The sequence below is a fragment of the Serratia sp. CY37869 genome, from assembly GCF_052168895.1.
Classification (GTDB): domain Bacteria; phylum Pseudomonadota; class Gammaproteobacteria; order Enterobacterales; family Enterobacteriaceae; genus Serratia; species Serratia ureilytica.
In genome coordinates, this window is record NZ_JBJNLU010000005.1 from 171,373 (window position 1) to 188,923 (window position 17,551).

Genomic DNA, 17,551 nt, shown 5'->3' on the forward strand with positions numbered 1-17,551 from the left:
TGCCAACCGGCCGGTTCCTCTCCTAAATTGGGGGATGTTTTCACCCACCTCACCTCTGGATTAAGGAACCGAACGTGGAAAACCCTCAACAACCGGGCCGCAGAGCCTTCCTCAGCCAAACCGGCAAACTCACCACCGCTTGCGCAGTGATCGGCCTGACCGGCGGCATGGCGCAGGCCGCTTCGCCTGGCGGCGAGCCGTGTGCGCCAACGCCGATGACCCTGACCGATCGCCACTACTGCCTGAGCGAGGTGCGGCTGGAAGACGGCTTTGAATACGACGGCGAAACGGTGATCGGCACCCGCACCGCGCTGTACACCCTGGAGATCAAAGACGGCAAGATCGCCGCCATTCACGCCGCCAACGCCGCGTTGCCGGCCGGCGTGCCCCGCTATAAGGCGCAGGGCCGGCTGCTGCTGCCGGCATTTCGCGATATGCACATCCACCTGGATAAAACCTTCTACAGCGGCCCGTGGCAGGCGCCGCGCCCGCGCCAGGGCAAAACCATCATGGACATGATCGCGCTGGAGCAGACACTGATCCCGACACTGCTGCCCACCTCGCAGCAACGGGCGGAAAACCTGATCGCCTTGCTGCAGTCCAAAGGCAGCACCGTGGCACGCAGCCACTGCAATATCGATCCGGTCAGCGGCCTGAAAAGCCTGGAGCACCTGCAGCGCGCGCTGGAAAACCACCGGGCGGACTTCAGCTGTGAAATCGTCGCCTTCCCGCAGCACGGCCTGCTGCACTCCAGGGTCGATGCGCTGATGCGCGAAGCGATGCAGATGGGCGTGCAGTACGTCGGCGGGCTGGATCCGACCAACGTCGACGGCGCGATGGAGAAATCGCTCGACGCCATGTTCCAGATCGCCCTCGATACCGGCAAAGGCGTGGATATCCACCTGCATGAAACCAGCCCGGCCGGGGTCGCCGCCATCAACTACATGATCACCACCGTGGAGAAAAACCCAGCGCTGCGCGGCAAGGTCACCATTAGCCACGCTTTCGCCCTGACCACGCTGACGCCGGGCGAACTGGCGGAAACCGCCACCCGGCTGGCGGCGCAGCAGATCACCATCGCCTCCACGGTGCCGATCGGCGGCCTGATGATGCCGCTGCCGCAGCTCAGTGAGAAAGGGGTGTTCGTGATGACCGGCACCGACAGCGTGATCGACCACTGGTCGCCGTTCGGCACCGGCGACATCCTGGAGAAGGCCAATCTGTACGCCCAGCTGTACCGCGGTTCCGACGAGTATCACCTGTCGCGCGCCATGGCCATCTCCACCGGCGGCGTGCTGCCGCTGGACGATAAGGGGCAGCGCGCCTGGCCGAAAGCCGGCGATGCCGCCGAGTTCGTGCTGGTCAACGCCAGCTGTTCCGCCGAGGCGGTCGCCCGTCTGCCGGCGCGCAGCGCCACCTTCCATCAGGGGCGCCTGGTCGCCGGCCAGGTGAGCAAAGCCTAAGGTCGGTCCGTTGTTGTCATCATGATGGCCGTTTTTGGCCTTCTGCCAGAGTAAGGCGCGGCGCAAGATGGTCGCTACACACACTGGCGGAGGGCCGAAAATGTCACAGAGCGCGTTATTGATCATCGATGTCCAGCAATCATTCCAGCACCGTCCATTCTGGCAGGAGGACGATCTGCCGGCGTTTCAACAGGCGCTGACCCGCCTGATCGCGGGCTGCCGACAGCGCGGCGCGGCCCTGGTCGACGTGCTGCACGTTTCGCCGCAAGGGCCGTTCTCACTGACTTCGGGCCATGTGCAGCGCCTGCCGTTCCTCACCCACCAGGCGGATATCACCATACACAAGCATGTGCACAATGCGCTGACCGAATCCGGCCTCAACGCCTGGCTGCGCGAGCGGGACATCAACCACCTGATCGTCTCCGGCATCCGCACCGAGCAGTGCTGCGAAACCACCACCCGGGTGGCGTCCGATCTCGGTTATCGGGTGACTTTCGTCACTGAGGCGACGTTAACCTTCCCGATGCGCCATCCCGGCGGCGAAGTCTTTACCCCCGCGCAGTTGAAGCGGCATACTGAAACCGTACTGGTCGATCGTTTCGCCCGCATCGCCAGCGTGGATGAGGCGCTGGCGCAACTCGCACAGGAGTAACCATGTCGCAGGCCGTCTATTTTCTGCTGTTGCCCAACGTGCTGTCGCTGGACGTCAGCGGCCCGGCGGAAACCCTGCGCCTCGCCGGGCAGTTCAGCCTGCGTTACCTCAGCCCGGCGCCGCAGATCGTCTGCTCCATCGGCATGACGCTGAGCGGCCTGCAGCCGTTGCCCGAACGCCTGGAAGACGGCGCCATCCTGGTGCTGCCGGGCGTCGGCGATTCGCAGCGCTATTTCGCCGGAGAGGAGGCCGAGCAGGCGCGCCGCTGGCTGGCGACGCTGCGGCCCGATCTGCAACGGCAGCGCATCACCCTGGTGTGCATCTGTTCCGGCGCGCTGCTGGCGGCGCAGGCCGGGCTGCTCGACGGCTATCAGTGCACCACCCACCACGACGTCATCGAACGTATCCGCCTCCAGGCGCCGGCGGCGCAGGTGAAAGAGAACCGCATCTTCGTCGAAGACCGTGGCGTCTACACCAGCGCGGGCATCACCACCGGCATCGATTTGGCGCTGCACCTGGTCCACCGCCACTGCGGTTCCGGCCGGGCGCGCGACGTCGCACGCGACATGGTGGTTTATTTCCGCCGCGCCGGCGACGATCCGCAGCTGTCGCCCTGGCTGCGCTACCGCAACCACCTGCACCCGGCGGTGCACCGCGCGCAGGACGTGATGGCCGCAGAGCCGGAGGCCGACTGGTCGGTGCCGCAGATAGCGGAGAAGGCGCACGTCAGCAGCCGCCACCTGGCGCGGCTGTTTCGCAGCCACGTCGGCATCAGCGTGCGGGAATATCATGAGCAGCTGCGGTTGGCGGTGGCGCAACAGCGCCTGCAGCAAGGATATGGCTTGGAGAAGGCCGCGCTGGCGGCCGGTTTTTCCTCCGGGCGGCAGCTGCGCCGCGCCCAGCAGCGCCAACCCTCGCCGCTATGACACCAGCCGGCGGGTATCCAGCCGCTGCAGGCCGACAGACAGCAGCAGGCTGCCCCCCAGCGCCACGCCGAACACCCAGAAGATATCCAGCAGCGGGTGGCCGGTGAAGTCCAGGTGCCGGCTGCGCATCACGTTGACGATCAGGGCGTGAAAACCGTAGATCGCCAGCGAATGGCGGGAAAATACGCTCAGCCAGCCGATCGGCTGCGGCAGACAGTGTTTCACCCACACCAGCAGCGCCACCGCCGCCATAAACACCAGCGGGCCGCTGTAGATGTAGTAGGTATCGGCGAAGTTGCCGTTGATGAACAGCTGATGTTTGGTGCCGCGCGCGATCAGCGCCACGCACAGCGCAAATCCCAACGCCGCCAACCAGCCCACGGCGCGCCCGCGCGCCTCCATCATGCCAATCGCCCGTCCGGCCAACGCATACAGCAGGTAGTAGAAGGTATCGCCGTAGATATACAGGTTAACCGGCAGCAGATGCGCGTTGCCGAAGGTCAGCTTATCGGTATTCGGGTTGGCGATCGCCGCCAACATCACCAGCGCGGCGGCCAGGTAGCGGCGCGATACCGGTTTGACGCTAATCAGCGGCGACAGCAGGTAAATCACCGCGATGGCGTAGAAAAACCACAGATGATAGAACACCGGCTTTTGCAGGATGCCGCGCAGCGACGGCCAGAAACCGATCTTGGTGAAAGCCGCGATATAGATCAGCGCAATGGCGCTGTAGAACAGAATGCAGCAGAGGATGCGGGTGAAATGCCGCCGGCCGGCGCTCTTTTCGCCGAAGAACAGGTAGCCGGAAATCATGAAGAACAGCGGCACCGACACGCGCGACAGTGAGTTCAGCACGTTGGCGATGTCCCAGTTGTGCAACCCTATCGCCGCGCCGTTGGTGACGTAATAGGTGGTGGCGTGGATCATCACCACCATCATGCACGCCATCGCCCGCAGGTTGTCTATCCAGCCGATTTTCTCGCTCAAACGCTCGCCCGATCTTGTGTCATATTGATATGTTAAGAAGAGGTTATCGGGCACGGCGTTCGGCGACAACCCAAAAGCGAAATATCAGAATGCACTTAAACAACACCTTATGATTGCGAAGGTGAACAATTGGCGGCAAAATAGCCGCCATAACTCGCTCAGTTTGCGCTTCCCGCCCTGGCAGTTCCTTTTTCTCTTTTACTATCAGTACAATAATATGAAAACGACATTACCACCTGCGGCACGTTTGGGCCGGCAGGCGCTTTTATTCCCTCTTTGTCTGGTGCTGTTCGAGTTCGCCACCTATATCGGCAACGATATGATTCAGCCCGGCATGCTGGCCGTCGTGGCGGATTTCAACGCCGGCGAAGAGTGGGTGCCCACCTCGATGACCGCCTATCTGGCCGGCGGCATCTTCCTGCAGTGGCTGCTCGGGCCGCTGTCGGATCGCCGCGGCCGTCGCCCGGTGATGCTGGCCGGGGTGGCGTTCTTTATCGTCTCCTGCCTGGCGATCCTGCTGGTCACCACCATCGAGCAGTTCATCGCCATGCGTTTCCTGCAGGGCATCGGCCTGTGCTTTATCGGCGCGGTCGGCTACGCCACGATTCAGGAGTCGTTCGAAGAGGCGGTGTGCATCAAAATCACCGCCCTGATGGCTAACGTGGCGCTGATCGCCCCGCTGCTGGGGCCGCTGGCCGGTGCGGCGCTGATCCACGTCGCACCGTGGCAAAGCATGTTCGTGCTGTTTGCGGCGCTGGCGGCCATCGCCTTCTACGGCCTGTGGAAAGCCATGCCGGAGACCGCCACGCTGCAGGGCGAGGCGTTCTCCGCCGCCAACCTGTGGCGCGACTACCGCCAGGTGCTGGGCAACCGCCGCTTCCTGTGCGGCGCCCTGGCGATCGGTTTCGCCAGCCTGCCGCTGCTGGCCTGGATCGCCCAGTCGCCGGTGATCCTGATCAGCGGGGAGTCGTTGTCGACGCTGGATTACGGCCTGCTGCAGATCCCGGTGTTCGGCGCACTGATCCTCGGCAACCTGACGCTGGCGCGCCTGACCGGCAAAAACAGCGTGGAGCGCCTGATCAAGCTGGGCGCTGGCCCGATGCTTCTGGGGCTGCTGATCGCCGCGCTGGCGACTCAGTTCTCCAGCCACGCCTACCTGTGGATGACCGCCGGCCTGAGCCTGTACGCCTTCGGCATCGGCCTCGCCAACGCCGGGCTGTACCGCCTGACGCTGTTCTCCAGCAACGTCAGCAAAGGCACCGTGTCCGCCACCATGGGCATGCTGAGCATGATGGTGTTCACCGTCGGCATCGAGCTGGCCAAGGTCGCCTACGTCTGGGGCGGCAGCGGGTTGTTCAACCTGTTCAACCTCATCAGCGGCCTGTGCTGGCTGACGTTGGTGGCGCTGTTCCTCGCCAAACGCCGCAACGGCGATCCCACCCCGCAGCCGAACGGCGCGGCATAAGCGCGACGATAAAACGCCGGTCTGGTTTCCCGACCGGCGTTTTTTATGCGGCTTCAGCCGAGCAGCCCCCCCAGCGCATACCCCGCCCCCACCACCGCTACCGCCAACAACAGCAACGCCGACAGGACGGAGATCGCCCGTCGCGCGCGCTGCAATGCCGTTCCCGACAGCAGGGTGATATAGGCCAGCAAGATGGCGAAGTCCATCAGCACCCACAGCGCGGTCAGCAACGTCAGGCTGCCGCCGACCGAGGGGGTGACGGCGATGAACTGCGGAAAAAAGGCGACGAAGAAAATGATGTCCTTAGGGTTGGCGATGCCCACCAGAAAACCGTTCACGATCGCCGAGCGTTTTTGCGGCGGCGCAACGGGCCGCGCATCGGGGGCCGGCGAGGAGAAATCCTCATACAGCGAGGCGATCGCCATGCGGGCGATAAACAAGCAGCCCAACAGGCTGATCCCCTGCAGCATGCGCCTTTCGACGGCGAACAGCCCGGTGACGATCAGCGCAGCGATGCCGATCAGCAGCAGTGAGGCCCCGTTGCTGCCCAGCGCGGTCCACAGCGCCCGCCGGGCGCCAAAGCGCGTCGCGGTGTTGGCGACCATTACCACCACCGGCCCCGGCGTGGCGATAAGCAGGAAAATAGCGGCGAAATACGCCGCCAGCAACGACAGGTTCATCTTTATTTCACTCACATTCAGACGGTTGGCATCGGATCATTATGATGCCGCCGCCCCCGCCTTGAAAAAGGAGTAATCCTGTCGTTTACTGTGAATCAGACTCATCCTGAGAGACGCCGCGATGGCCAGTTCCCTTCCGCCGCTTTACGCCCTGCGCGCCTTCGAAAGCGCCGCCCGCACCGGCTCGTTCACGCTGGCCGCCGACGCGCTGCATCTCACCCCCAGCGCCGTCAGCAAGCATATCAAAACGCTGGAGCAGCACTTTGGCTGTCGCTTGTTCCAGCGCAATGGCCCGCGCATCGAGGTCACCCCGCAGGGAAAAATCTTCGCCGCCGAGCTGCAGCAGGGGTTTGCGCGCATCGAGCAAGCCTGCGAGCTGTTCAGAAGCCACCGCGATCTGCTGCGGCTGAAGGCGCCCTCTACCCTGACCCTGCGCTGGCTGCTGGACTGCCTGAGCCGGTTCCGGCAAACGGCGCAGGCGTTCGAAGTGCAGGCAGCCAGCGTGTGGATGGACATCGACAACGTGGACTTTTTCAGCGAACCCTACGACTGCGCCATTCTGCTCGGCAACGGCTATTTCGGCGCCAACACCGCCGCCGTAAAACTGTTCGACGAATGGCTGATCCCGATTTGCGCCCCTGCGCTGCTCGCCGACGCGCAGCGCGATCTTGCCGCCTGCCCGCTGCTCCATCCTTCGCCCGATCGGCGCGACTGGCGGCGCTGGCTGCAAAAAAGCGGCATCGCGACCCCGATCGATCTTATGCGCGGCCAGGTATTTGATTCGCTGGAACAGGGCAACGCGGCGGCCATCGCCGGGCACGGCGTCTCGATCGGCGATCTGGCGCTGAGCCTGCGGACGATTGAGGAGGGGTTATTGGCGGTGCCCTGTGACGCCGCCGTGCGCACCGGCGACGGTTACTATCTGGTTTGGCCGGAGGAATCGGCGAAACGGCCGCTGATCGAGCGTTTACAAGCGTTTCTCGCCGCCCAAACGCCCGACGTCAGCCGGGCCGCCGTCAGGTTTATCGGGTAGGGGACTCGCTACCGAACAACCCGCCGTCGCGCAGCAGATGCTCGTTGCCCTTGCGGCGGGTAAAGCCGCTGCGATCGAAGAACTCCAGCACCTGGATCGCCAGCTTGCGCCCGACGCCGAGCCGATCGCGGAAATCGGCGGCGTTGGCGCCCCCGCGCTCCGCATCCAGCTCGCGGATCAGCGCCGCGAACTGATCGATGCGTCGGCTGAGGTAGTAGCGATCCACCACCACCGCCGTCACATGGCCCAGTTGAGCCGCCTTGCGCAGCAGCGCGCGCACCCGGCTTTCCTCTTCGCCCAGCTCGCTCGCCAGATCGCGCACCCACCACGGCTCGTCGCCGAACAGCGGCTCGATGCGCGCCCACAGCGGCGCCTCGTCGGCGCTGAACGCCAGGCCGTGTTCCGGCAGATGCAGCCAGCCGCGCGTATTGCGCAGCGCGCCGGCCTTCAGCAGCCGATCGATCATCATAAACACCAGCGTTTCCGGCTGCTGAGGCAGGGCCATGCGCCGCAGGCGGGCGCGCCCTAAGCCCAGCTGATCGGCGTGCTGTTGGTGATACTCCGCCAGCACCTGCAGCAGGCGGCTTTCCGCCTGTTGCACCTGATCCTGCGCCAGCGCCCGGTCACCGACGATCAGCAGATCGCGGTTCGCCAGCAGTGCCGCCAGGCCGTCGTCGGTCAACTGACGCGCCCAGGCAAACGCCGCCAGCGACAGCGCGCCGTGCGGCAGCTCAAGCGCCAGCGCCTGCGCATCGTCTTGCGCCTGCGCCAGGGCCTGCAGCCAGGTCAGGTAGCTCGGCTGGCGCTTGCCGCGCTTGGGCGCGCTCAGCCTGAGCACCCGGGCCGCGCCCAGCGTTTGCCGCGCGCCGATATCGCGCAGCACCAGCCGATCGTTCTCCGCCAGCCACAGCGGACGATCGAGGATCAGTTCCGCCAGCCCGTCGTTCAGCAGCGAAATGCGCCCGGTGATGTGGCTGGCGGCATGGTGCAGATGCAGCGGCTGCCAATGGCGGATCGGCCGATCCGTCTCAAGCGCCACCAGAATGCGTTCCGCCGCCTCCGGCGGGCGCTGCGCCAGCAGCCATTCGCCGCGCGCGATCCGGTCTTTATCGACATCGCCGCTGATGTTAAGCGCGATGCGTTGCCCGGCCTGCGCCTGTTCCACGGTCTGATTCTGGGCATGCAGGCCGCGCACCCGCACCGGCGCGTCGGCGCCGGTCAGCCACAGCGTATCCCCCACCTTCACCCGGCCGCCGAGCGCGGTGCCGGTCACCACCAGCCCCGCCCCTTTGACGCTGAACGCACGGTCTACCGCCAGACGAAAACGGCGCGTCAGCGCATGCTCGCCGGGCGACAGCGCCAGCAAATGCGCGCGCAGCGCCTCAATGCCCTCGCCCGCCACTGCTGCGGTGACAAACAGCGGCGCATCGGGCCAGCCCTGGCGCGCCAGCTCGTCGCGCACCTGAACGCGCACCTCATCGACACGCGCCGCCTCCACCCGGTCGGCCTTGGTCAGCGCCACCGTCAGCGCCGGGCGCCCGCTCAGGCGCAGGATCGCCAGATGCTCGCGGGTCTGCGCCATCACGCCGTCGTCGCAGGCCACCACCAGCAGCGCATGGTCAATGCCGCCGACGCCCGCCAGCATATTGGCGAGGAATTTTTCGTGGCCGGGCACGTCGATAAAGCCCAGCACCCGGCCGTCCGGCTGCGGCCAGTAGGCGTAGCCCAGATCGATGGTCATGCCGCGGCGCTTTTCTTCCGGCAGGCGATCCGCGTTGATCCCGGAGATCGCCTGCAGCAGAGTGGTTTTGCCATGATCGACATGGCCGGCGGTGGCGATGATCATGATGCGCTCAACGCGTCGATCAGCGCCCCTTCCTGTTCCAGACAGCGCAGATCCAGCCACAGCCTGCCGTCGCCAAGGCGGCCGATCACCGGCTGCGGCAGGCGGCGCCAGCGTTCAGCCAGCGCTTCCAGCGTGGCGCCGCGGCCGTCGCGCGGCGTGAAGGTCAGCGCATAGCTGGGCAGGCGATCCACCGGCAGCGAACCGCTGCCAATCTGCGACCAGCACGGTTCGGCGCGCAGCGCGAAATCGGCGGTGAACCGTGGCGTCAGCGCCGTCAGCAGCCGCTCGGCCGCCTGTTGCATCTCCTGCTGCGGGCGGGTCAGCAGCCGCAGCGTCGGCAGTTGCTCAGCCAGTTTTTCCGGCTGCAAATAAAGCCGCAGCGTGGCCTCCAGGGCCGCCAGCGTCAGCTTGCCGACGCGCAGCGCGCGCTTGAGCGGGTGCTGCTGCAGGCGCGCGATCAGCGCCTTTTTGCCGACGATGATGCCGGCTTGCGGGCCGCCCAGCAGCTTATCGCCGGAGAACGTCACCAGATCGACGCCGGCGGCCAGCAACCGCTGCGGCATCGGTTCGGCGGGCAGGCCGTACTGCGCCATATCGATCAGCGAGCCGCTGCCCAGATCGGTGGCGGTCGGCACGCCCTGTTCGGCCCCGAGCTGCGCCAGTTCGGCCTCATCGACCGCAGCGGTAAAGCCCTGAATGCTGTAGTTGCTGGTGTGCACTTTCATCAACAGGCCGGTCTGCTCGTTGATGGCCTGGCGGTAATCCTTCAGATGGGTGCGGTTGGTGGTGCCGACCTCAACCAATTGACAGCCGGCCTGGCGCATCACGTCGGGAATGCGGAACGCGCCGCCGATCTCCACCAGCTCGCCGCGCGATACCACCACCTCTTTGCCGGGGGCGATCGCCGCCAGCATCAGCAGCACCGCCGCCGCGTTGTTATTGACGATGCAGGCGTCTTCCGCGCCGGTCAGCCGGCACAGCAGACTCGCCACCGCCCGATCGCGATGGCCGCGCCCGGCGCCGTCCAGATCGTACTCCAGCGTCACCGCCTCCCCCATCACCGCGCTCACCGCATCCTGCACCGGCTGCGCCAGCAGGGCGCGCCCGAGGTTGGTGTGCAGCACGGTGCCGCTGAGGTTGAACACCGGCAATAACGCCGGGCGTTGCTGCCGGGCCAGCTCGGCCCGCAGCGCCTGCGGCCAGTCGCCGCACCAGGCCGGTAAACGTTGCTGCTGTTTTATCGCGTCGCGCGCCTCGGCCTGCAGCCGGCGCAGCAGTTCGCCGATCAGCGTCTGGCCATGCTGCGCCACCAGCGATTCAATCGCGGGTTCACGCAGCAGGCGGTCGATGGCGGGCAGTTGGCTGTAAAGAAGGTGGGATTCAGTGCTCATGGTCGCTCGGTTTTCAGTTTAGACGTATCGGCATAGCAAAACCCCGCCGCGGCGGGGAGAAAAGAACGTTCAGGGCGGCGCCGTGCGGGCGAAACTTTCGCGGGCGAACAGGCGTTCGGCCAGCTTGACCAGCGCCGGGCGTTGGACGCACCAGTTGGGCAGGATGCGGCGGAAATTCAGGTAGCCCAGCGCGCAGCCGGTGGCGATATCCGCCAGCGTCAGCCGCTCGGCATTGAGCCACGTTTTTTCCTGCGCCAGCGCCTCCAGCGCATCCAGACCGTGCGTCAGCTTGTCACGCTGGCGCAGCATCCAGTTTTCGTCCTGCTTTTCCGGCGCACGCCGGCTTTCGCGGTACAGCGTCGCCGCCGCTTCGGTCACGCCGTCCGCCAGCGCCGCCACCTGGCGGACGCGCAGCGCCACGGCGCGATCGGCCGGCAAAAACGCCGGCTCCACCGTCAGCAGTTCGAGGTATTCGGCCACGATCGGCGAGTCGTAAAACACCTCGCCGTCATCGGCGATCAGCACCGGCACTTTGCCGAGCGGGTTCTGCTCCTTCACCCGGCTGCCGGGCTCATACGGCGGATCGTTGACGAATTCAAACGCGATCCCCTTCTCCAGCAGCATCACGGAAATCTTGCGCACAAAGGGGCTGGTGTAACTGCCGATAAGCTTCATCCGGTCTCCTCCGCTTCGTCCTGGCCGCGGCGCAATGCCCTTACTTCACCGCCAGAGTATCGATAATCCGCTGCACCAGCGCCTGATGCACTTCCGGCGTTTTGGCCGGCGACAGCATTTGCAGCGTTACCACCCGTTTGTTGAACACCGTCAACACCAGGGTGGACACCACCTTTTGGCCGTTGACGGTCTGCTCGGTATCCACCCGGCGAAACTTCTGTTTGCCGACGGTGAAGTTCTCTTCTTTGGTGGTCTGGATATTCTGATAGCGCTCGGCCAGCACCGTGATGGCGCTCTGCGTCAGCTCTTTCAGCATTTTGTCGCTGGTATTGATCTTCATGCCGTCCGGCGGGATCACTTCGGACGAAACCGCGCTCTGGCGCGACTTGCCGTCAAGAAAGCGCTGGATGGTGGAGGTGCTGTCATTGACGATGCCGCTGTTCAGCGTTTGATCGCTAAAGCCCGGCGGCAACTCGAAGGTGATCTTGCCCTTCTGCAGCGACACGTTCAGCCCCGGCGGCGCGGGTGGGGCCTCTACCGGCGCAGGCGGCGGCGGTGGCGCGGGCTGCGTCACGGTCGGCTTGGTGTCCGGTGGCGGCACCGCCGGTTTGGTGTCGTCCTTGTTGTCGCAGGCCGCCAGTCCGATCGCCAACACGGCGACCGCGGTCAGTTTTGCCAGGGTGTTTAACATCGTGGTTCCTTTCGCTTGGCGCGTCATGGCCTAAACGTAGCAACTCGCCCGGGCGAATGCCAGAAGCCCGTTATGAAATTGCTTGTCCGGCCCCGCGCGAACGGGGCCGGGCGGTTACTCCGCCGGGAACAGGAACGGATTGATGCTGCTGCGGCCGAAGCCTTCCTCTTCCATGCGGGCGTCCAGCACCAGCGAAGCCAGATCGTCGGCCACCGCTTCGACCTGCGGGTCTTTTTCCTGATAGAGGATCTTCAGGTAAGTGCCGCAGTCGCCGCAGCTTTCCGCCTTCACCGCCGCCTGCTCGCTGTCCAGCGACCAGTAGTTGAGATCGCGGGTCTGCTCGCAGTTGCTGCACTTCACCCGCACCACGTGCCATTCGCTTTCGCACAGGTTGCAGTGCAGGTAGCGCAGGCCGTTAACGGTGCCGATATGCACCATGCTGGAAACCGGGATGCTGCCGCACACCGGGCAGAACTGGCGCTGCTCGCCGTATTCGGCGCGCGCCTTGCCGGGGATCAGGCTGGCCATCTGCGCCCAATAGAGCGACAGTGCGGCCCAGAGGAACGGCGCCTTCTCGCTGCCCACCTTGCCGAACTCGCGGTTGAGCAAGGCGTCGGCCATCAGCTCCAGCTCGTGCGCCGAGGCCTTCTCCAGGTTGTCCAGCACCACCAGAATGTGTTCCGGCGCCTGCGGACGCAGCTCGGCGATCAGCGACGTCAGCAGCTTGCGCCAGTGCTCGCTGCGCGGGAACACGCTCAGATCGAGCGGCGGTTTGCCGCTGGCGGCACCCTGCACCAACGCTTCACTCAGATCGAGCTGCAGCGGGTTATCGTGCAACGCATGCTGCTGCGCCTGCGCCAGCTCGGCGGCAAAGTTCAGGTAGTCACCCAGCGGGTTGTCGACCGCCAGCTGACGCAGACGATCGGCGCGGCGGCTGTACAGGCTTTTCAGGTTGGCGAAAAGTAACGGCGGGATGTTCTCCGCCGTTGTGGACTTCTCACGCTGTGCCCCTAACTGCTCTTTAGGAACGATGCGGATACTCATCAGGGTTTATCTTCCTGTCGTTTCTCGCGGACCTCACGGTACCAGCGCGGATGATGTTTCTTGGCCCAGGCCGCCGGCACCCAGCCTTCCACCATCGCGGTAATGGTGCCTTTTACCCACAATGCGGCGTAAATGTGCACCATAATCACGATGATAAGGCCGACCGCGGCCAGCGAATGCACCAGCAGCGCGATGCGGATCAGCGGAATGGAGAACGACGGCGCAAAATACGGCCGCCAGATCACCACGCCGCTGGCCAGCAGCAGCACCAGGCTGACGATCGCCGCCCAGAACACGCACTTCTGGCCGAAATTATAGCGCCCGGTGTCACCCACTTCCTCGTTCATGGCGATTTTGTGGATGTTCTTGGCCCAGACGATATCTTCCCGGTTGATCAGGTTATGCTTCCAGTAGCGCAGGAACATCAGCAGGAACGCGGCGAACATGATGACCCCGACAAACGGGTGCAGAATGCGCGCCAGCTGCGGCGTCCCGAAGATGTTCATCAGCCAGTTGAAGGAGGGGAAGAAGAACCCCAGCCCGCTGATGGCGGCGAACACGAAGCAGAACGCCACTATCCAGTGGTTGATGCGCTCCGGCGCGCTGTAACGCTGAATGGGCTTTTCCTTTCTCATTTGCGCGTCTCCTCGTCATGCGACTCGTCGTGCTCGTCCTCATCCTCGACGCGGTTAGGCCCGACGCCGACATAGTGGAACACGCTGGCCGCGAAGGTGGCGGCAAAGCCGATGGCCGCCAGGGGTTTCCACACGCCCTTCCAGAAGGTCACCGCCGGGCTGATGCTCGGGTTGTCCGGCAAACCGTGGTACAGCTGTGGTTTGTCGGCGTGGTGCAACACGTACATCACGTGCGTGCCGCCCACCCCCGCCGGATCGTACAGACCGGCGTTCTGGTAGCCGCGGGTGTTCAGCTCGCTGACGCGATCCGCCGCCACCTGCTTCATCGCTTCCTTGGTGCCGAAGTGAATGGCGCCGGTCGGGCAGGTTTTCACGCAGGCCGGTTCCTGGCCGACGTCCACGCGGTCGACGCACAGGGTACACTTGTACACCCGGTTGTCGTCCTTGTTCATGCGCGGTACGTCGAACGGGCAGCCGGCGATGCAGTAGCCGCAGCCAATGCAGTGCTCGGACTGGAAGTCGACGATGCCGTTGGCGTACTGAATGATCGCGCCTTCCGACGGGCAGGCCTTCAGGCAGCCCGGATCGGCGCAGTGCATGCAGCCATCCTTGCGGATCAGCCATTCCAGCTTGCCGTTTTCCTCCACCTCGGAGAAGCGCATCACCGTCCACGACTTGGCGGTCAGATCGGCGGGGTTATCGTACACCCCGACGTTGTGCCCCACTTCGTCGCGGATGTCGTTCCATTCGGAACAGGCCACCTGACAGGCCTTGCAGCCGATACAGGTGGTGACATCGATCAGTTTGGCCACTTCTTCCTGGTGGTCACGGGCGCGCGGCGCCGGCGTGAAGCCATTGGTGGCGGATTTACGAATGATGTCTTGAGATTGCATGGCCATAATTCGTCTCCGTTACACCTTTTCCACGTTGACCAGGAACGCCTTGAACTCCGGCGTTTGCGTATTGGCGTCGCCGACGAACGGCGTCAGCGTGTTGGCGATAAAGCCTTTCTTCGCCACCCCTTCGTAACCCCAGTGAATCGGGATGCCGATGGTGTCGACTTCCTGGCCGTGCACCTGCAGCGTGCGAATACGCTTGGTCACCACCGCCTTGGCCTTGATGTAGCCACGGTTGGAACTGACCTTCACGGTATCGCCCTGCTTGATGCCCTTCTTCTCCGCCAGCTTTTCGCCGATCTCCACAAACTGCTCCGGCTGGGCGATGGCGTTCAGCCGCGCGTGCTTGGTCCAGTAGTGGAAGTGCTCGGTCAGACGATAGGTGGTGCCGACGTACGGGAACTTGTCGGATTTGCCCATCGCCGCCAGATCGTCCTTGAACACGCGCGCCGCCGGGTTGGACACCACGTTCGGGTGCAGCGGGTTGGTGCCGAGCGGCGTTTCGAACGGCTCGTAGTGTTCAGGGAACGGCCCTTCCGCCATTTTGTCGGTGGCGAACAGGCGGCCCATGCCTTCCGGCTGCATGATGAACGGCCCGACGTCGCTGCTCGGCGCGGCGGTGCTGTAGTCCGGGATATCGGCCCCGACCCACTTGGCGCCGTCCCACTCCAGCAGCTGGCGTTTCGGATCCCACGGTTTACCCTGCGGATCCGCCGAGGCGCGGTTGTACAGAATGCGGCGGTTGAGCGGCCATGCCCAGGCCCAGCCCAGCGTGTTGCCGAGGCCGGACGGATCGGCGTTGTCGCGCCGCGCCATCTGGTTGCCGGCCGGCGTCCAGCTGCCGGCGAAGATCCAGCAACCGCTGGCGGTGGTGCCGTCGTCGCGCAGCTGCGCGAACGAGCTGAGCAGCTCGCCTTTTTTCACCACCACTTTGCCGTCGGCATCCAGCAGATCCGCCAGCGCCTTGCCGTTGTTCTCCTGCGCCACCTCTTCTGGCGCCGGGTTGTCCGGCGTCAGGTAGTCCCAGCGCATGTTCAGCACCTGTTCCGGCACCGCGCCGCCGTCGCGCGCATACATCTCGCGCAGGCGGCTGAAGATGCCCGCCAGGATCTCGCCATCGTTCAGCGCTTCACCCGGGGCGTCCGCGCCTTTCCAGTGCCACTGCAGCCAGCGGCCGGAGTTGACGATCGAGCCGTTCTCTTCGGCGAAGCAGGTGGACGGCAGGCGGAACACTTCGGTCTGGATCTGCGAGGAATCCACCTCGTTGAACTCGCCGTGGTTCTGCCAGAAGTTGGAGGTCTCGGTGTTCAACGGATCGATGGTCACCAGGAACTTCAGCTTGGACAGCGAAGCCACCACCTTGTTTTTGTTCGGGAACGACGCCACCGGGTTAAAGCCTTGGCAGAAGTAGCCGTTGACCTTGCCCTGCGACATCATCTCGAAGTACTGCAGCACGTCGTAGCCTTTGTCCCACTTAGGCAGCCAGTCAAAGCCCCAGCTGTTGTCCTTCTGCGCCTTGTCGCCGTAGAAGGTCTTCATCATGCTGACGAAGAATTTCGGGTAGTTGCCCCAGTAGTTCACCTGGCCCGGCAGCAGCGCCTTCGGCGTGTTGGCCTTCAGGTAGGTCTCGAGATCGGTCTGTTTCTCCGACGGCAGCGTCAGGTAGCCCGGCAGGCTCTGCGACAGCAGGCCGAGATCGGTCAGCCCCTGGATGTTGGAGTGGCCGCGCAGCGCGTTGACGCCGCCGCCCGCCATGCCCATGTTGCCGAGCAGCAGCTGGATCATCGCCATGGTGCGAATGTTCTGCGCGCCGACCGAGTGCTGAGTCCAGCCCAGGGCGTACAGGAACGAAGCGGTCTTATCCGCGACGCAGGTTTCGGCGATGTATTCGCACACCTTGAGGAAATCGTCCTTCGGCGTTCCGCAGATGTTGGTCACCACGTCAGGCGTGTAGCGGCTCACGTGCTGCTTCAGCAGGTTCCACACGCAGCGTGGATCCTGCAACGTGACGTCGCGCTTGGCGAAGCCGTTCTCGTCGAACTGGTAGTTCCAGGTGGTTTTGTCGTACTTGCGGTTTTCCGCGTCGTAGCCGCTGAACAAGCCGTCTTCGAAGGCAAAGTCTTCCCGCACCAGCAGGCTGGCGTTGGTGTAGGCCTCGACGTACTCGCGGTTAAACTTGTTGTTGGTCATCAGATACAGCAACACGCCCGACAGGAAAGCAATGTCGGTCCCGGAGCGGATCGGCGTGTAGAAGTCCGCCACCGATGCGGTTCGGGTAAAGCGCGGATCGATCACGATCAGCTTGGCATTGTTGTGTATTTTGGCTTCCATCGCCCAGCGGAACCCCACCGGATGCGCTTCCGCCGCATTACCGCCCATGACGATAATCAAATTCGCGTTCTTGATATCAACCCAGTGGTTGGTCATCGCACCGCGACCAAATGTTGGAGCAAGACTTGCTACCGTTGGTCCGTGTCAGACACGCGCCTGGTTGTCTACGGCAAGCATGCCGAGAGCGCGACTAAATTTTTGCGACAGAAAACCGGTTTCGTTGCTGGCGGCCGAGGCGCACAGCATGCCGGTGGTCAGCCAACGGTTGACGGTAACGCCCTGGTCGTTGGTTTTGATGAAGTTAGCGTCACGGTCTTCTTTCACCAGCTTGGCGATGCGGGTAAAGGCGTCGTCCCAGCTGATGCGCTGCCATTTGTCCGACCCCGGCGCCCGGTATTCCGGGTACTTGAGGCGGCTTTCGCTGTGGATAAAGTCAACCAGGCCGGCGCCTTTCGGGCAAAGCGCGCCGCGGTTTACCGGGTGATCCGGATCCCCTTCGATATGGAAAATGCTTTCTTTGGCGTTTTTGGCGCCATCACCAAGGCTGTACATCAACAGCCCACAGCCGACGGAACAATACGTACAGGTATTACGGGTCTCGCGGGCGCGCAGCAGTTTGTACTGCCGGGTTTCCGCCAACGCCACTTCGGGGGCAAAGCCCAGCGCGGCCACCGTCGTTCCTGCCATACCGCCAGCGCAGATCTTAAAGAACTGCCTTCTGCTGACCTGCATGGGGGTCTCCTTTACTCTCGATTGTCACATTGTTCAAATGGCGCTCCTCGCCAAAACGGCGGAGCGCTAATGTCACTGTTGTTATGCTGATACGCGACGCGGCG

The 17,551-nt window shown here is 64.1% G+C and carries 15 protein-coding genes; 5 read left to right on the top strand and 10 right to left on the bottom strand.

From position 1 onward, the window contains the following. Positions 1-74 precede the first annotated feature (74 nt). The 3 genes from ACJ8J1_RS22305 (at position 75) to ACJ8J1_RS22315 (ending at position 3,041) form a co-directional block, all read left to right on the top strand. The gene (locus ACJ8J1_RS22305) at positions 75-1,463 is read left to right on the top strand and encodes an amidohydrolase family protein (RefSeq protein ID WP_033645103.1); all 1,389 of its coding nucleotides are present in this window, start codon (positions 75-77) and stop codon (positions 1,461-1,463) included. Between the two features lie 100 nt (positions 1,464-1,563). After that, a complete protein-coding gene (locus ACJ8J1_RS22310) occupies positions 1,564-2,115 on the top strand; it encodes an isochorismatase family protein (protein ID WP_033645104.1) in 552 nt (183 codons plus the stop codon). A gap of 2 nt (positions 2,116-2,117) precedes the next feature. Next, positions 2,118-3,041 carry a GlxA family transcriptional regulator gene (locus ACJ8J1_RS22315; protein ID WP_033645105.1) on the top strand — a complete coding sequence of 308 codons (924 nt, stop codon included), beginning with the start codon at positions 2,118-2,120 and terminating at the stop codon, positions 3,039-3,041. On the opposite strand, the gene ACJ8J1_RS22320 is transcribed toward ACJ8J1_RS22315, so the two are convergent. Further along, on the bottom strand, positions 3,036-4,028 hold the full coding sequence (locus ACJ8J1_RS22320) for an acyltransferase (RefSeq protein WP_033645106.1): 993 nt from the start codon (positions 4,026-4,028) through the stop codon (positions 3,036-3,038). The two genes, ACJ8J1_RS22315 and ACJ8J1_RS22320, sit on opposite strands and share 6 nt — an antisense overlap. A 217-nt stretch (positions 4,029-4,245) precedes the next feature. Between ACJ8J1_RS22320 and ACJ8J1_RS22325 the strand changes: the two genes are divergently transcribed. Next, positions 4,246-5,493 (top strand): MFS transporter, encoded by a 1,248-nt coding sequence (locus ACJ8J1_RS22325; RefSeq protein ID WP_033633516.1) that lies wholly within the window; start codon positions 4,246-4,248, stop codon positions 5,491-5,493. A 53-nt stretch (positions 5,494-5,546) separates the two neighbouring features. Here the strand turns inward: ACJ8J1_RS22325 and ACJ8J1_RS22330 are convergent, their stop codons facing one another. Beyond that, complete coding sequence (locus ACJ8J1_RS22330) at positions 5,547-6,173, bottom strand: LysE family translocator (RefSeq protein ID WP_033645107.1); 627 nt, start codon at positions 6,171-6,173, stop codon at positions 5,547-5,549. Positions 6,174-6,294: 121 nt separating this feature from the next. Here ACJ8J1_RS22330 and ACJ8J1_RS22335 point away from each other — a divergent pair, with 121 nt between their 5' ends. Then, on the top strand, positions 6,295-7,206 hold the full coding sequence (locus tag ACJ8J1_RS22335; RefSeq protein ID WP_033645108.1) for a LysR family transcriptional regulator: 912 nt from the start codon (positions 6,295-6,297) through the stop codon (positions 7,204-7,206). Here the strand turns inward: ACJ8J1_RS22335 and selB are convergent. The 8 genes from selB to fdnG form a co-directional block, all read right to left on the bottom strand. Beyond that, complete coding sequence (gene selB, locus ACJ8J1_RS22340) at positions 7,196-9,052, bottom strand: selenocysteine-specific translation elongation factor (RefSeq protein ID WP_033645109.1); 1,857 nt, start codon at positions 9,050-9,052, stop codon at positions 7,196-7,198. The two genes, ACJ8J1_RS22335 and selB, sit on opposite strands and share 11 nt — an antisense overlap. Beyond that, the gene (gene selA, locus ACJ8J1_RS22345) at positions 9,049-10,443 is read right to left on the bottom strand and encodes an L-seryl-tRNA(Sec) selenium transferase (RefSeq protein WP_033645110.1); all 1,395 of its coding nucleotides are present in this window, start codon (positions 10,441-10,443) and stop codon (positions 9,049-9,051) included. The genes selB and selA overlap by 4 nt, the downstream gene beginning before the upstream one ends. A gap of 69 nt (positions 10,444-10,512) precedes the next feature. After that, the gene (locus ACJ8J1_RS22350) at positions 10,513-11,118 is read right to left on the bottom strand and encodes a glutathione S-transferase (protein ID WP_033645111.1); all 606 of its coding nucleotides are present in this window, start codon (positions 11,116-11,118) and stop codon (positions 10,513-10,515) included. Between the two features lie 40 nt (positions 11,119-11,158). After that, entirely contained in the window at positions 11,159-11,809 is a 651-nt protein-coding gene (locus tag ACJ8J1_RS22355; protein WP_033645112.1) for a DcrB-related protein, read from the bottom strand. A gap of 114 nt (positions 11,810-11,923) precedes the next feature. Further along, positions 11,924-12,853, bottom strand: a complete 930-nt coding sequence (gene fdhE / locus ACJ8J1_RS22360) for a formate dehydrogenase accessory protein FdhE (protein WP_033645113.1) — start codon at positions 12,851-12,853, stop codon at positions 11,924-11,926. Then, positions 12,853-13,488, bottom strand: coding sequence for a formate dehydrogenase cytochrome b556 subunit (gene fdoI / locus ACJ8J1_RS22365; RefSeq protein WP_033645114.1), 636 nt, complete (start codon positions 13,486-13,488; stop codon positions 12,853-12,855). Before fdoI ends, fdhE begins: the two co-directional genes overlap by 1 nt. Beyond that, entirely contained in the window at positions 13,485-14,387 is a 903-nt protein-coding gene (gene fdxH / locus ACJ8J1_RS22370) for a formate dehydrogenase subunit beta (protein ID WP_004934014.1), read from the bottom strand. Before fdxH ends, fdoI begins: the two co-directional genes overlap by 4 nt. 12 nt (positions 14,388-14,399) lie before the next feature. Beyond that, positions 14,400-17,447: a formate dehydrogenase-N subunit alpha gene (gene fdnG / locus ACJ8J1_RS22375; RefSeq protein ID WP_146049824.1), complete on the bottom strand. Its 3,048-nt coding sequence runs from the start codon at positions 17,445-17,447 to the stop codon at positions 14,400-14,402. Positions 17,448-17,551 lie beyond the last annotated feature (104 nt).

Coding starts and splice junctions, on each gene's coding strand:
- ACJ8J1_RS22330 (WP_033645107.1), bottom strand. CDS start 6,173: ATGAACCTGTCGTTGCTGGCGGCGTATTTCGCCGCTATTTTCCTGCTT.
- ACJ8J1_RS22335 (WP_033645108.1), top strand. CDS start 6,295: ATGGCCAGTTCCCTTCCGCCGCTTTACGCCCTGCGCGCCTTCGAAAGC.
- ACJ8J1_RS22315 (WP_033645105.1), top strand. CDS start 2,118: ATGTCGCAGGCCGTCTATTTTCTGCTGTTGCCCAACGTGCTGTCGCTG.
- ACJ8J1_RS22310 (WP_033645104.1), top strand. CDS start 1,564: ATGTCACAGAGCGCGTTATTGATCATCGATGTCCAGCAATCATTCCAG.
- selB (WP_033645109.1), bottom strand. CDS start 9,052: ATGATCATCGCCACCGCCGGCCATGTCGATCATGGCAAAACCACTCTG.
- ACJ8J1_RS22355 (WP_033645112.1), bottom strand. CDS start 11,809: ATGTTAAACACCCTGGCAAAACTGACCGCGGTCGCCGTGTTGGCGATC.
- fdhE (WP_033645113.1), bottom strand. CDS start 12,853: ATGAGTATCCGCATCGTTCCTAAAGAGCAGTTAGGGGCACAGCGTGAG.
- ACJ8J1_RS22325 (WP_033633516.1), top strand. CDS start 4,246: ATGAAAACGACATTACCACCTGCGGCACGTTTGGGCCGGCAGGCGCTT.
- fdxH (WP_004934014.1), bottom strand. CDS start 14,387: ATGGCCATGCAATCTCAAGACATCATTCGTAAATCCGCCACCAATGGC.
- fdoI (WP_033645114.1), bottom strand. CDS start 13,488: ATGAGAAAGGAAAAGCCCATTCAGCGTTACAGCGCGCCGGAGCGCATC.
- selA (WP_033645110.1), bottom strand. CDS start 10,443: ATGAGCACTGAATCCCACCTTCTTTACAGCCAACTGCCCGCCATCGAC.
- ACJ8J1_RS22350 (WP_033645111.1), bottom strand. CDS start 11,118: ATGAAGCTTATCGGCAGTTACACCAGCCCCTTTGTGCGCAAGATTTCC.